General features: G+C 45.4%; 14 protein-coding genes, 1 rRNA gene and 1 riboswitch. Of the genes, 1 reads left to right on the top strand and 14 read right to left on the bottom strand.

Going from position 1 to position 13,688, the window contains the following annotated elements; translation table 11 throughout:
• The first annotated feature begins 16 nt into the window (after positions 1-16).
• Positions 17-697, top strand: coding sequence for a class I SAM-dependent methyltransferase (locus tag HDC33_RS15165; protein WP_255457456.1), 681 nt, complete (start codon positions 17-19; stop codon positions 695-697).
• A gap of 200 nt (positions 698-897) precedes the next feature.
• On the opposite strand, the gene purD is transcribed toward HDC33_RS15165, so the two are convergent.
• From purD to rrf, 14 genes are all read right to left on the bottom strand, one after another.
• Positions 898-2,157 carry a phosphoribosylamine--glycine ligase gene (purD, locus tag HDC33_RS15160; protein ID WP_179393415.1) on the bottom strand — a complete coding sequence of 420 codons (1,260 nt, stop codon included), beginning with the start codon at positions 2,155-2,157 and terminating at the stop codon, positions 898-900.
• 13 nt (positions 2,158-2,170) lie between these two features.
• The gene (gene purH / locus HDC33_RS15155; RefSeq protein WP_179393414.1) at positions 2,171-3,706 is read right to left on the bottom strand and encodes a bifunctional phosphoribosylaminoimidazolecarboxamide formyltransferase/IMP cyclohydrolase; all 1,536 of its coding nucleotides are present in this window, start codon (positions 3,704-3,706) and stop codon (positions 2,171-2,173) included.
• Between the two features lie 42 nt (positions 3,707-3,748).
• On the bottom strand, positions 3,749-4,321 hold the full coding sequence (gene purN / locus HDC33_RS15150) for a phosphoribosylglycinamide formyltransferase (RefSeq protein WP_179393413.1): 573 nt from the start codon (positions 4,319-4,321) through the stop codon (positions 3,749-3,751).
• Positions 4,318-5,376 (bottom strand): phosphoribosylformylglycinamidine cyclo-ligase, encoded by a 1,059-nt coding sequence (purM, locus tag HDC33_RS15145; RefSeq protein ID WP_179393412.1) that lies wholly within the window; start codon positions 5,374-5,376, stop codon positions 4,318-4,320. The genes purN and purM overlap by 4 nt, the downstream gene beginning before the upstream one ends.
• Positions 5,377-5,390: 14 nt before the next feature.
• Positions 5,391-6,812 carry an amidophosphoribosyltransferase gene (gene purF / locus HDC33_RS15140; protein WP_179393411.1) on the bottom strand — a complete coding sequence of 474 codons (1,422 nt, stop codon included), beginning with the start codon at positions 6,810-6,812 and terminating at the stop codon, positions 5,391-5,393.
• Positions 6,788-9,016: a phosphoribosylformylglycinamidine synthase subunit PurL gene (gene purL, locus HDC33_RS15135; protein WP_179393410.1), complete on the bottom strand. Its 2,229-nt coding sequence runs from the start codon at positions 9,014-9,016 to the stop codon at positions 6,788-6,790. The genes purF and purL overlap by 25 nt, the downstream gene beginning before the upstream one ends.
• A complete protein-coding gene (gene purQ, locus HDC33_RS15130; protein WP_179393409.1) occupies positions 9,000-9,686 on the bottom strand; it encodes a phosphoribosylformylglycinamidine synthase subunit PurQ in 687 nt (228 codons plus the stop codon). The genes purL and purQ overlap by 17 nt, the downstream gene beginning before the upstream one ends.
• Positions 9,683-9,937 carry a phosphoribosylformylglycinamidine synthase subunit PurS gene (purS, locus tag HDC33_RS15125; RefSeq protein WP_179393408.1) on the bottom strand — a complete coding sequence of 85 codons (255 nt, stop codon included), beginning with the start codon at positions 9,935-9,937 and terminating at the stop codon, positions 9,683-9,685. The genes purQ and purS overlap by 4 nt, the downstream gene beginning before the upstream one ends.
• Before the next feature lie 79 nt (positions 9,938-10,016).
• On the bottom strand, positions 10,017-11,135 hold the full coding sequence (gene purK / locus HDC33_RS15120) for a 5-(carboxyamino)imidazole ribonucleotide synthase (protein ID WP_179393407.1): 1,119 nt from the start codon (positions 11,133-11,135) through the stop codon (positions 10,017-10,019).
• Positions 11,132-11,620: a 5-(carboxyamino)imidazole ribonucleotide mutase gene (gene purE / locus HDC33_RS15115; protein WP_179393406.1), complete on the bottom strand. Its 489-nt coding sequence runs from the start codon at positions 11,618-11,620 to the stop codon at positions 11,132-11,134. Before purE ends, purK begins: the two co-directional genes overlap by 4 nt.
• Positions 11,621-11,762: 142 nt before the next feature.
• A riboswitch (purine riboswitch) is annotated at positions 11,763-11,862 on the bottom strand.
• A gap of 86 nt (positions 11,863-11,948) precedes the next feature.
• The gene (locus HDC33_RS15110; RefSeq protein ID WP_179393405.1) at positions 11,949-12,140 is read right to left on the bottom strand and encodes an NETI motif-containing protein; all 192 of its coding nucleotides are present in this window, start codon (positions 12,138-12,140) and stop codon (positions 11,949-11,951) included.
• A complete protein-coding gene (locus HDC33_RS15105) occupies positions 12,137-12,673 on the bottom strand; it encodes a DUF2179 domain-containing protein (protein WP_179393404.1) in 537 nt (178 codons plus the stop codon). The genes HDC33_RS15110 and HDC33_RS15105 overlap by 4 nt, the downstream gene beginning before the upstream one ends.
• Positions 12,674-12,866: 193 nt before the next feature.
• A complete protein-coding gene (locus HDC33_RS15100; RefSeq protein WP_179393403.1) occupies positions 12,867-13,073 on the bottom strand; it encodes a hypothetical protein in 207 nt (68 codons plus the stop codon).
• Between the two features lie 515 nt (positions 13,074-13,588).
• A 5S ribosomal RNA gene (rrf, locus tag HDC33_RS15095) occupies positions 13,589-13,688 on the bottom strand; the annotation flags it as partial.

The raw sequence follows: 13,688 nt of genomic DNA, 5'->3' as shown, positions 1-13,688 counted from the left end.
TAAGATGACCGACAACATGAAATTTGATAAAGAAATGGCTACTGAATATGATCGGGGGGTACGGCGGACATTGCCTACCTACGATTCGATGTTCAGACTTATACAAGCTTATCTTCGGGCGAATAGTACTCAGCAGGAAAATGTGCTGATTATCGGTGCGGGTGGCGGCAACGAACTTGCTACGTTAGGGCCGGCAAACCCTGGTTGGACATTTACCGCAGTAGATCCTGCACCACCAATGCTTGATTTCGCGCGGATGAAAGCCGCGGAATTGAAAATAGCGGACCGCGTTGAATTCATCGAAGGAACTGTTGATGATGTAGTAGCGGATAGATTGTTCGGAGCAGCGACATGCATGCTCGTCCTTCATTTCATTGCAGATATGGACGAAAAATTAAAGCTGCTGAAAAAAATCCGTCTTCATCTAGCCCCCGGCGCACCATTCGTAATGGCGTCTATGTACGGCAATCCGGACGATCCGGCATTTGATGAATTGTTCACTCTTTGGAAAGCATACTGGCTTGATTCAACAAATATGACTAAAACCGAAGTTGATGAAATGGAGAAAACCGTTCGTAAGCTATCCTTCATTCCTGAAGAGGAAATCGTCCGTTTACTTCAGGAAGCCGGTTTTGGAAAGATCGCCAAGTTCTTTACGACAAACATGTTCGGCGGTTGGATTTGCAAAGCCGAGTAAATGGAAGCGGCGGGACTAGTTAGCATATGAACTTGAAGATTAAAATAGAACCTCTTAGCCTTATTCATCACCTGCAATCCCCAATCCGCTTGGTGCCGATTGGGGGTTTTCTCTGTTAAAATTCAAACTTACCCTGCATATATACTTTCTAAAATAGAATAAGACCATTCTCTCGTCGATGGAGGGAATGGTCTTATTGGTTATTCAAACGTACGCCAGCCGATGTCCTGTCTGTAGAAGAACCCGTTCCATTCTAGTTGGGACAAGCCTTTGTAGACGCTTTTCTGTGCTTCTTCCAATGAATCCGCTTTTGTTGTAATTAAGAGTACCCGTCCGCCATTTCCGACGAATCCTGTGCCATTCGATTTTGTACCGGCATGGAAAACATCCAAGCCTAGTGCTGATAAAATCTTAAGATCAGGCAATGCCGCCCCTTTTACAACTTCTCCCGGATATCTATCCGCCGCAATGACAACGCCTAACATCGCTTTGTCATCCCACTTCAATTCATACGGTTTGCCGGCCATTAATGAAGCCATGAACTCGCCAAAGTCCGATGCCATCCTTGGAAGGACGACTTGCGTTTCAGGATCGCCGAAGCGTGCGTTGAATTCAATCACTTTCGGTCCGTCTTCTGTCAGTATGAGTCCCGCATACAAAATACCTGTAAAAGGGGTTCCTTCCGCAGCCATTGCTTCAACAGTCGGAACGACAACTTTGTCATACGCTTCCTTCACGATTGCGTCCGAAATTTGTGGAACCGGTGAGTATGCGCCCATACCGCCCGTGTTCGGTCCTCTATCGCCGTCATATGCCCGCTTATGATCTTGCGCGACAACCATCGGGTAAATCTGACCGTCATGGACGAACGACATGTAGGAGAACTCTTCGCCGTCCAAAAACTCCTCGATAACGACACGTGAAGACGATTCACCGAACTTCTGGTTGCCGATCATATCGTCCACCGCTCCAAGTGCATCTTCCAGCGTCATCGCGACGATAACACCTTTACCCGCTGCTAGCCCGTCTGCTTTTACGACAATTGGCGCGCCTTTTTCGCGGATAAACGCTTTCGCTTCTTCCGCATCGGTAAATGTGCCGTAATCAGCTGTCGGAATATCGTACTTCGCCATCAGTTCTTTCGCGAACGACTTACTTCCTTCTATCAGCGCCGCCGCTTTAGTTGGACCGAACGCCTTTAATCCGCAATCAGCGAAATAATCGACAATCCCTTCCGCAAGCGGTTGTTCCGGACCGACAAATGTCAGATCCACATTGTTTGCTTTTGCGAATGTCGCAAGTGCTTCAAAATCCATCGCTTCAATCTGGACACATTCGGCATCATCTTTCATGCCATCATTGCCGGGTGCGACAAATACTTTTTTTACTGAAGGGGAGACATTGAACTGTCTGGCAATCGCATGCTCGCGACCGCCGCTCCCGATAACGAGTATATTCAATGCAGTCCACTCCTTAATGTTTGAAATGACGTACGCCCGTGAACACCATTGTGATGCCATAGTCGTTCGCTTTTTTAATCGAATCTTCGTCTTTCACTGAGCCGCCTGGTTGGATAATTGCCGTAATACCCGCCTTCGCTGCAGCTTCGACTGTATCGTCCATCGGGAAGAATGCATCAGATGCAAGTGCTGCACCTTTAGCACGTTCGCCTGCTTGTGTTAGCGCGATATTCGCTGCTCCGACACGGTTCATCTGACCCGCACCAACACCAAGTGTCATATGATCATCCGTTACAACGATTGCATTTGACTTCACATGCTTCACAACAGCCCAGCCAAGTTTCATCGCTTCCCACTCGGCTTCTGTCGGCTCCCGGTCCGTCGCAATACGAATGTCTGCATCCGCAAATCCGTGTGCATCCGGCTCTTGCATAAGCAAACCGCCTTCAACGGACACTGTATTCAACTGGTCTTTTTTATTTTGATCAAACGAAATCGTCAACAGACGAATATTTTTCTTCTTTGTCAAAACTTCAACTGCTTCACTTGTGAAAGATGGTGCAATGATGATTTCAAGGAAGATGCCTGATAGCTTTTCAGCAGTTGCCGCATCCACTTCCCGGTTCAATGCGATTATTCCTCCGAAGATAGACGTCGGATCAGCTTCATATGCTTTATTAAACGCATCGAAAATCGTCTCACCTATTCCAACGCCGCATGGGTTCATATGTTTTACTGCTACTGCAGCTGCTTTATCAAATTCTTTGATGATTTGAATGGCCGCATTCGCATCTTGAATATTGTTATATGAAAGCTCTTTGCCGTGCAATTGTTCCGCGTACGCAATTGAGAAATCCGAACCAAGTGGACGGCTATAGAAAGCTGCCTTTTGGTGTGGATTTTCTCCGTAACGGAGCGGTTGTTTCAGTTCATATGTATATGTAATTTGCTCCGGGAATTCTTCGCCTGTAAGGTCAGTCAAGAAACCGGCAATAAGTGCATCATACGCTGCTGTATGGCGGAATACTTTAGCAGCTAAACGTCTACGCGTTTCAAGTGTCGTTTTGCCGCCCGCTTTGATTTCGGAAAGTACTTGATCGTAATCTGCCGCGTCTACGATAACTGTTACGTATGCATGGTTTTTCGCAGAAGCACGAAGCATTGCCGGTCCACCGATATCGATATTTTCAATTGCATCATCATTGGTTACATCCGGCTTTGAAATCGTTTCTTTAAACGGATACAAGTTCACACAAACGACGTCAATTGGCTGGATGCCGTGCTCTTCCATTTGTGCGATGTGAGAGGGATTGTCTTGTTTTGCAAGAAGTCCTCCATGAATCATCGGGTTAAGCGTCTTCACGCGACCTTCCATGATTTCAGGGAATCCAGTTACTTCATCGACTGCCGTTACTGCGACGCCATTGTCCGCAAGGTGTTTCATCGTACCGCCAGTAGATAACAGTTCATAGCCAAGACTTTCTAATGCTTTCGCAAATTCCAAAATACCGCTTTTGTCCGACACGCTAAGCAATGCACGTTTTTTCACGAATAAAACCCTCCAATTAGTTTGAATATGACCTGTAAAAAGTTACCGGCTAAAAAGTTCGTTTAACGTTTCTTTATATAAATCATGTTCAACAGCGTGAATCGCTTCTGCCGTTTTGTCTGGATTCCCATCGACAACTCGAACAGCATGTTGCGCAAGAATCTGCCCAGTATCCATTCCTTCATCCACAAGATGAACCGTGACACCCGTCACTTTCACGCCATGTGCAACTGCTTTTCCGATTGCATCTTTCCCAGGAAACGAGGGCAGCAAGGAGGGATGGATATTGACGATGCGAGATGGATAAGCCGTCAATAGCACCGGGCCGACAAGACGCATATAGCCTGCAAGGACCAGCCATTCTGCCCCCGCTTCTTGAAGTGCATGTAGGATTGATTCTTCGTACGCGTCTTTCGTTTCGAAATCTTTCGGTCGAAATGTCGCAACTGGAATACTACCTTTTTCAGCACGTTCTACAACAAAGGCATCCGGCTTGTTCGTCACCATAAGGACGATTTCAGCGTTCAACTCACCTGTTCTGCACGCTTCTTCAATCGCTGCAAAATTACTGCCGCTTCCAGATGCGAAAACGGCAATCTTCATTTTTTGATTCATTCGGCAAGACTTCCGTCATGCGTACCTGTAAACGTGACGCCTTCACCTTCAATAACCCGTCCGATAACGAACGCCTCTTCTCCGTGCTCAGCTGCAATTGTAAGGGCAGCAGCCGCCTCAGCTTCAGGAAGCGCTATAACAAAACCGATTCCCATATTGAATACGCTATATAGATCTTTATCCAACAGCTCGCCTTTTTCTTTCAGCATTTTGAATACTGGAAGTACAGGCCATGAACCAAGGTCGATTTCCGCTCCGAATCCGTCTGCCAGCATACGCGGCAAGTTTTCGAAGAAGCCTCCGCCAGTAATGTGGCCCATCGAATGGATATCAAGTTCGTTATGCATTTGAAGAACCGGTTTCGCGTAAATTTTCGTCGGTTCAAGAAGTGCACTACCAACTGTTCCAAGTTCTTCATATCCTGCTATCAAACCATCAATTTCATTGCCTTGATCTTCAAGGACAATTTTACGGACGAGTGAATAACCGTTCGAATGGATACCGCTTGAAGCGATGCCGACAAGAACGTCTCCTGCAACGACTTTTTCGCCTGTAACAATTTTACTCTTTTCACAAGCACCTACTGCAAAACCTGCAAGGTCATACTCGTCAATTTCGTAAAGACCCGGCATTTCCGCCGTTTCTCCGCCGATCAATGCTGCTCCCGACTGAACACAACCATCCGCAATCCCTTTAACAATCGCTTCGACCTTTTCAGGAACCGCTTTTCCGAGCGCGATATAGTCAAGGAAGTAAAGTGGCTCTGCGCCTTGCGCCACAATATCGTTCACACACATAGCCACACAGTCGATACCAATCGTGTCATGCTTATCTGCCATGAACGCCAGTTTCAACTTTGTACCGACACCATCTGTACCGGAAATAAGAACCGGCTCTTTATACTCAAGCGCGGAAAGATCGAACATGCCGCCAAAACCGCCGAACGTTCCTGCAACGCCTTTACGTGCAGTACGCGCAACATGGGATTTCATCCGTTCAACTGACTCGTAGCCGGCCTCGATATTTACACCAGCGTTTTCATATGCTTTCGACATGCAAAATCCTCCTATCACACAATCTCTTTTTTATGTGGCAATACCGTATCCGAATAGATTTCAGTTGGATAATCTCCTGTGAAACAAGCAAGACATTGCCCGCAATTCTTCGTTTTATCCGGCCGGCCGATTGCTTCAAGCATCCCTTCGGCAGATAAGAATGTAAGTGAATCTGCGCCGATCAGTTCCCGAATTTCTTCAACAGACCTGTTGGTTGCAATCAATTCAGAATCTGTGCTAATATCCACGCCATAAAAACATGGACTGACAAGCGGTGGTGACCCAATTACGACGTGAACTTCCGTCGCACCCGCTTCTTTTAACAGATTGACAATCCTTTTCGACGTGGTGCCGCGAACAATTGAATCATCTACCATGACGACTCTTTTACCGTTCACAACTTGGCGCACCGGAGAAAGTTTCATCTTCACGCCTTTTTCACGTAACTCCTGTGACGGTTGGATGAAAGTACGCCCTACGTAACGATTTTTGATAAGCCCAAGTTCGTAGGGGATTCCGCTTTCTTCAGAAAATCCAATAGCCGCCGAAATACTTGAATCCGGTACACCCGTGACGACGTCCGCTTCAATCTGCACTTCACGTGCAAGCTGCTTGCCGCAACGTTTCCGCGCTGAATGGATATTAATCCCGTCAATATCCGAATCGGGACGTGCGAAATAGACGTATTCCATCGAGCACATAGCCGAATCCGCAGCTTGCGCAAATCGGTCCGACTGAAGACCTTTGTCATTAATAATGATGAGTTCTCCCGGCTCTACCGAACGAATCCATTCCGCACCGATAATATCGAACGCACAAGTTTCCGATGCTACAACCCACGCATCCCCCATTTTACCAAGGGATAGTGGACGGAGACCGTTCGGATCCTGCGCGACCATTAATCCATCATCCGTCAATATAACAAACGCAAACGCACCTTTTAACATGGACAATGCTTTTTTCACACGATCCCGCTGCGTTAAAGACCCACTGCTTTTCTTAATTAAATGCGCCAGCACTTCTGTATCAGAATTCGTTTGAAAAATACTACCTTGACGCTCAAGATGTTCACGCAATTCGACCGCATTCACGATATTGCCATTATGAGCGACAGAAAGACTTCCTGTCGTTGAACGGAAAACGAGCGGCTGAACATTTTCGATTCCGCGGCCGTTTTCTGTCGAATAACGCACTTGCCCAATTGCAGCATTTCCCTTTAAATCATTTATCCCGTTGCCGGAAAACACTTCATTGACAAGACCTTCGCCTTTAATCACATGAAACTTTTTGCCTTCCTTCGTAACGATACCGGCTCCTTCTTGACCCCGGTGCTGCAATGCGTGTAGACCATAATAACTGATCTGCGCCGCATCTTCATGCCCCCAAATGCCGAACACACCGCACTCTTCGTTTAGGCCTCTGAGTTCAGCAAGCATTTGATAGCCCCTCTCCAAGCAGAACGGAGTTCATCAACCGTCCCGTCTATTAACAAGCCATTGTCGCCGTTGATAACGATTTGGTTGCTATCCGTAACTACACCGATTTTAGTCGCATCTGCCACAGCCTTTTCAAACGCCGCCGCATGTTCTTCTTTTACAGTTACAAGGAAACGTGATTGTGTTTCACTGAATAAAGCCGTCACTGCTGAACCCGAAATTGTTACGCCCGCTCCAAGACCTTCCGCCCCAAACGCTTTCTCACAAAGCGCAACTGCGAAACCGCCTTCCGATAAATCAGTTGCAGATTGAACAAGTCCAGATTGGATTGCCGTAAGTAGTTCTCTCTGGCGCGCTGCTTCAACCTCAAGGTCAATTGAAGGAGCTTGGCCGAATATTTTCCCTTGCGTCATTTGTTGCAGTTCACTGCCGCCGAAATCGACTGATGCTTCACCGATAACATAGATGACATCGCCTGCATTCTTGAACTCGGTAGTCGTTGTTTGAGATAAATCATGGACCAGGCCAACCATCCCGATTGTTGGTGTCGGATAAATCGGAACACCATTTACTTCATTAGATAAGGAAACGTTCCCGCTGATGACAGGTGCATTCAACTTGCGGCATGCTTCAGAAATTCCTTCGGCAGATTTCTCAAACTGCCAAAATACTTCCGGCTTGTCCGCGCTACCGAAGTTCAAGCAATCGGTAATTGCAATCGGCTCCGCTCCTGAACAAATGAGATTACGCGCTGCTTCGGCAACTGCAATTTTCCCGCCTGTTTCCGGATCGAGGTACACAAAACGCGAGTTACAGTCGGATGTCATTGCAAGTCCTTTATTCGTACCGCTGACACGAATGACACCTGCAGATGAGCCTGGTGCAACGACCGTATTTGACCTTGCTTGTGTATCGAACTGGTTATAGACCCATTCTTTCGAAGCAATTGTTGGACGTTGCAGCAAGTCCTTCAATGTTGCATGCAGATCATCCACAACAGGCTCTGACATTTCCATCGCCTGGAATTCTTTGAAGTATGCAGGTTCCTCGGCCTTTTTATGATAAACCGGTGCGTCTTCGGCAAGTGCATCGGCTGATACTTCCGCTACAACTTCACCTTTATGAAGAAGGCGCAGCATTTTATCATCAGTTACTTTACCGATCACAACCGCTTCAATATTATACTTTGCAAATAAATCCGTAACTTCCTGTTCACGGCCTTTTTTCACGACGATCAGCATACGTTCTTGTGATTCAGACAACATCATTTCATAAGCTGTCATTCCTTCTTCACGCTGTGGTACCAGATCAAGATTCAACTCGACACCATACCCTGCTTTCGACGCCATTTCAGCTGCTGAAGAAGTAAGTCCTGCCGCACCCATATCTTGGATCCCGATCAACGCATCTGATTTTACAAGCTCAAGGCATGCTTCCATCACAAGCTTTTCTAGGAACGGGTCACCAGCTTGCATAACCGGAAGTTCTCCTTCTTTATCAACCGATACTTCGGAAGAAGACATTGTCGCACCGTGAATTCCATCACGGCCTGTTGTAGCACCAGCATACATGACGATATTGCCAACACCTGAGGCAATCCCTTTTTGAATATCTTCATGATTTAACAAACCAACAGCCATCGCATTAACAAGTGGACGTTTAGAGTAACAATTATCGAACTGGACTTCACCCGCAATTGTCGGAATACCAATCGCATTTCCATAACTCGCAATCCCTGCAACTGCTTCTTCGAATAAATACCGGTCACGTGCTTCCGTTAAATCCCCGAAACGAAGGGAATTGACGAGCGCTACAGGGCGGGCACCCATTGAAAACACATCACGCAGAACCCCACCAGCGCCTGTTGCTGCGCCGATGAATGGCTCAATCGCGGATGGTGAGTTATGCGATTCCATCTTGAAAACAGCAGCCTGGTTATCGCCGATATCAACGATTCCTGCTCCTTCACCCGGTCCCTGAAGTACACGCGCACCTTCAGTCGGGAATTTGCGGAGTACGGGTTTTGAACTTTTATATGAACAATGCTCGGACCACAAAGCAGAGAAAAGACCTGTTTCCGTATAGTTTGGAAGGCGTCCTAACATGCCCACTGCACGTTCGAATTCTTCGTCCGTCATCCCCATTTGGCGGTATAACTGTTCATCTTTAATTTGTTGTGCGTTCGGTTCATGCATGGCTGACATTGTTTTCACTCCACCTTTTTAAGATTGAATTGAATAAAGGCAATCCATCAGTTCCTCCGATGATTTCCTCGACTGCACGTTCAGGTAGCGGCATCATACCTAGTACGTTACCTTGTTCATTCAACACGCCGGCAATATCCGCTGTACTGCCATCTGTATTACCATCCGCATATGTAAAGACGATACGGTTATTATTCTTCAGTTCCGTTACTGTTTCTTCGTCAACAAAGTAGTTTCCGTATTCGTGAGCGAACGGGATTGTAATTACCTGCCCGTTTTCATAATCGGACGTGAATTTCGAGTCAGTATTCAAGACAGTCAATTTCGCATTGCCTGATCTGAATTTCAGTCCTTTGTTGCGTAGGAAAGCGCCTGGCAGTAAGCCGGCTTCAGCAAGGATTTGGAAACCATTACCGACGCCTAGAACAGGTTTCCCTGAGGCCGCAAATGCTTTCAAGCTCTCGATGGCCGGTGAACTCTGAGCCAACGCTCCTGGACGGAGATAATCGCCATACGACGCTCCGCTGGGAATCAGTACTGCATCAAAACCCTCAAGATTCGCTTCTGTATGCCAGATGTATTCTGCTTCATTGCCCAGAACGCTTTTTACTGCATGATGCATGTCGATGTCGCAACCCGATCCTGGGAAAACAAGTATAGCGAACTTCATTTGCCCGCGACCTCCCCGATTTCGTATCGGTAGTCTTCGATAACTTTATTGACCAAAAGCTTTTCGCACATTTCCTTGACACGAGCATCGATTTCCGGAGCCGTTCCATCCAATTCAAGCTCAATCAGTTTACCGATGCGTACGTTTTCGACTTCTTTGTAACCCATCGTCTGTAGCGCTTCTTTCGCTGCAATTCCTTGTGGATCAACAACACTTTCACGGAGTGTTACGTATACGTTTACTTTTGTCATGTCTTTTTCCTCCCAAATGGAATTAGATTAGGTTATTTGTTCAACTATTGAAAATGTGTAGTCATTTATTTTTACCGAATTAAGACCAGATGCTTGTTGCCTCAATTTCTTCCAATGTTTCTTCAATGTTATCGGTCATGATTGTTATATGCCCCATTTTCCGCTTCTCTTTCGCTTCCGCCTTGCCATATAGATGGATTGACCAATCTGGATGATCCTTCACAGCTTTCGAAAGTGGCGTAATATGTTCGCCAAGCACATTCACCATAATTGACGGTGCCCATAGCTTCGGTTTGCGTAGCGGCCAACCGCAAACCGCACGAATGTGTTGATGGAACTGTGAAATAGAACATGCCTCGATGGAATAATGTCCAGAGTTATGCGGACGCGGTGCCAATTCATTAATAATAATTTCATCATTTTCCAAGACGAACATTTCAACTGCCAAGGTCCCGATTAGGTTAAGATGATCCGCGATTTTCATCGCTGCTTCTTCGGCTCGTGCCAATACATTCTCATGAACTCTTGCCGGGACGATCGATTCATGAAGGATATGATGTTTATGAATATTTTCAGCAATCGGAAGGCAATAAGACTGTCCTTCAGCATTGCGTTGAATGATGACAGATATTTCTTTCGTGAACGGAACGAATGCTTCCGCTATACATGCTGAATGAGTAAAAAGTGATTCTGCTTCGTGCAGATCCTTTTCAGAATCAATTTTCACTTGCCCTTTACCGTCATAACCGCCGAATGCAGTCTTGACGATACAAGGGAAACCGACTTCTGCAATTTGCGATGCAAGTTCTTCAAATGTCTGTGCCGCTACATAATTTGCAACAGGCGCACCCGATGCAGTAATCTCCGCTTTTTCATTGATACGGTTCTGTGTGATTCGAACAAGTTCAGCTCCCTGCGGTACATGTGCGATTTGAGTCAGACGTTTCAGTCCTTCATAATCAATGTTTTCGAATTCATATGTGATAACATCGCTAACCTCACCAAGTTCTTCAAGTGCAGCTTCGTCGTTGTATGGTGCAACAATACGGATATCAGCAATTTGACCACAGGGTGAATCCATGACAGGATCCAGCACCGCAATTCTGAATCCTGCTTCTTTCGCAGCAAGCCCCATCATACGGCCAAGCTGTCCTCCGCCAATGATTCCTATCGTTTGCCCTGGTAAAATTGTTTTCATAGTAGCTCACCACTGCTTTCCAGTGCCGCATCACGCATATTGTTACGGCGCTCTTCAATTCGTTTCATTAATGCTTTGTCATGAACTCCTAACATCTGTGCCGCAAGCAAACCTGCATTCACAGCGCCAGCTTTCCCAATCGCCATTGTCGCAACCGGGACACCGCCTGGCATTTGGACAATCGACAATAATGAATCCATCCCGTTCAACGCTTTCGACTGAACAGGTATACCGATAACTGGAAGCAATGTTTTTGCCGCAACCATACCTGGAAGGTGGGCCGCTCCCCCCGCACCTGCAATAATAACTTCTAATCCTTTATCTTGCGCCTGTTCTGCATATTCAAACATGAAATCAGGTGTGCGATGAGCTGAAACGACCTTTTTCTCATAAGAGACTGCAAGCTCGTCCAAAATGTCACATGTATGCTTCATCGTTTCCCAATCACTTTTACTACCCATAATAACGCCGATTTTCGGTTCCAAATTTAATCCGCTCCTTTAGAAAACTAAAAATCCTCGAATAAACCACTTTTCAAATGCATGAAAAGCAGATCATTCGAGGACACTGAATTATGCGTTAAGATGATTGCACCCATTGGTACCCACACACCTTTCGCTACCATTCCTGAAAGTCGCTTTCCCGCATAGTCCGGACATTACGGTGTCCTGGTAGAAACACTGTGGCCAATTCCACAGCATATATGGGGATTTCTATTTACTCTCTATATTTTATCAACTCCAAGGGCATTCGTCAATAGAAAAGACGAACGATGTTTTACTTCTAATTTACATCGTTCGTCTTTTTAGCTATTTATTCCCCCGTAAGTACACCTTTGAATTTAATAAGCTGCCGAACCGGTATATATTCTCCATTCACCTCTGAAAAAACCGGCTCTTCCTTTCGCCCTGCAACTGTATATCCTTCCGCAACTATTCTCTCTAGACATTGTTCAATGGTCTCTTCTGTACCAACTTCGAACCATACCGTTTTTTTCTTGCTCATTTGAACAACTTCCCTTTCCTAATACTCTTCACCCAGAAACCGCCATGTATCGTTTTCGCTTCATATGCAATAATAAATGCTTTTGGATCTATTTCTTTGATTGTAACGTATAGTTTCAATTCATACTTACGCGGTGTAAGAATTTGCATGGCAGACCGATCACCATCAAGTCCATTAGCTGACCAATCTGTGACCCCATATCCTTTTTCCCGTAAAATACTCGGTAATTTCAAGTTCTTTTCTGCCGTAATTACATTTACAGTAATATAGCCAAGCGCCATTTTCTCCTCAATCTTCGATCCAATAATCACACCACAACCATAACCGATTGCATAAGCTATCAAGTTTTGTATTTCATTCAAGTTGTCTAGTACTAGACCGAGACCAATAACATAGATGACAATCTCCACTACACTAAGAGCGGCGGCGATATACCTATACCCCTTTAATGTCATAATCATGCGCACTGTAAAGAAAGTGACATACACGATATTGATTGCGAATATAATGAGCACCATTTGCAAAATAACCATTCCCTTCTATTGCATATCCTCATCGTATCGCTGAATGGAGATGATTTCAAGCTATTAAGAATAGATGGATAAGTTGTGGATTCGAGGCAGAACTGAGGGGGTCTAAACACAACTTCCAGATTCTAATACCAACCTCCAAATTGTAATACCAACTTCGTGATTCTAATGGTAACTCTATCAATTAAATATTTATTCAATCAACACTAGTTGAAAAATAAACACAGGCGACCGTATTCGTATGCAAATCAATCATATCAACTGCAAGACCGACCATAACCGCTTGTAAACCAATCATATCAACTGCAAGACCGACCATAACCGCTTGTAAACCGATCATATCAACTGCACGACCGACTATAACCGCTTGCAAACAAATCATATTTGCTGCACGACTGACCATTAATATTTAACTCACTTCCATATACGAAAGATTAAAAACAGAATTTCCTAAATATATAAGTGAAAGAAAAGAAATCCTCTAAATCCACTTCTGCGCTTGGGGGTGCCTTTAGCCATAAGTAATTCTAAATTTATAAAGGCGACATTCAGTTCTCAACTGAATGTCGCCTTTTCTGTGTATTATATTTCTCCGATTCCCATTGGAAGAGTCCCGAATCAATTGAGCTTGACGAAAAATAAAGTTATCGCACCTTGTTAAAGTCCGCCTGTTATCTGCAAACCTTGTATCGGTGAATTGCCGTCATCAATGAACAAAGGAAAAACCAGTGCAGGCACCTTTTATGTGGATGCCTGCCGCGATGAGCCCGACCGTCAGGCTATCAATCTTATGACGTCGCTACCTCTTAGAAGGCCCCTTCGCTTAAATTATATAGATATTCAAAACTTCAACTTGTATAGTTAAAAATCATTGAAAAAAATACAAAAAAAGCCATTACCTATTGGCAATGACCTTGCGCCCGGCGACGTCCTACTCTCACAGGGGGGAACCCCCAACTACCATCGGCGCTGAAGAGCTTAACTTCCGTGTTCGGTATGGGAACGGGTGTGACCTCTT

This window comes from Sporosarcina sp. JAI121 (assembly GCF_013408665.1).
Classification (GTDB): Bacteria; Bacillota; Bacilli; order Bacillales_A; family Planococcaceae; genus Sporosarcina.
This window is presented reverse-complemented; position numbering and strand designations above follow the sequence as displayed.

What these genes read in the sequence shown, in the direction of transcription:
- HDC33_RS15165 (WP_255457456.1), top strand. Translation starts at nt 17, where the DNA reads ATGAAATTTGATAAAGAAATGGCTACTGAATATGATCGGGGGGTACGG.
- purN (WP_179393413.1), bottom strand. Translation starts at nt 4,321, where the DNA reads ATGAATCAAAAAATGAAGATTGCCGTTTTCGCATCTGGAAGCGGCAGT.
- purM (WP_179393412.1), bottom strand. Translation starts at nt 5,376, where the DNA reads ATGTCGAAAGCATATGAAAACGCTGGTGTAAATATCGAGGCCGGCTAC.
- purF (WP_179393411.1), bottom strand. Translation starts at nt 6,812, where the DNA reads ATGCTTGCTGAACTCAGAGGCCTAAACGAAGAGTGCGGTGTGTTCGGC.
- purL (WP_179393410.1), bottom strand. Translation starts at nt 9,016, where the DNA reads ATGTCAGCCATGCATGAACCGAACGCACAACAAATTAAAGATGAACAG.
- purQ (WP_179393409.1), bottom strand. Translation starts at nt 9,686, where the DNA reads ATGAAGTTCGCTATACTTGTTTTCCCAGGATCGGGTTGCGACATCGAC.
- purS (WP_179393408.1), bottom strand. Translation starts at nt 9,937, where the DNA reads ATGACAAAAGTAAACGTATACGTAACACTCCGTGAAAGTGTTGTTGAT.
- purK (WP_179393407.1), bottom strand. Translation starts at nt 11,135, where the DNA reads ATGAAAACAATTTTACCAGGGCAAACGATAGGAATCATTGGCGGAGGA.
- HDC33_RS15110 (WP_179393405.1), bottom strand. Translation starts at nt 12,140, where the DNA reads ATGAGCAAGAAAAAAACGGTATGGTTCGAAGTTGGTACAGAAGAGACC.
- HDC33_RS15105 (WP_179393404.1), bottom strand. Translation starts at nt 12,673, where the DNA reads ATGGTTATTTTGCAAATGGTGCTCATTATATTCGCAATCAATATCGTG.
- HDC33_RS15100 (WP_179393403.1), bottom strand. Translation starts at nt 13,073, where the DNA reads ATGGTCAGTCGTGCAGCAAATATGATTTGTTTGCAAGCGGTTATAGTC.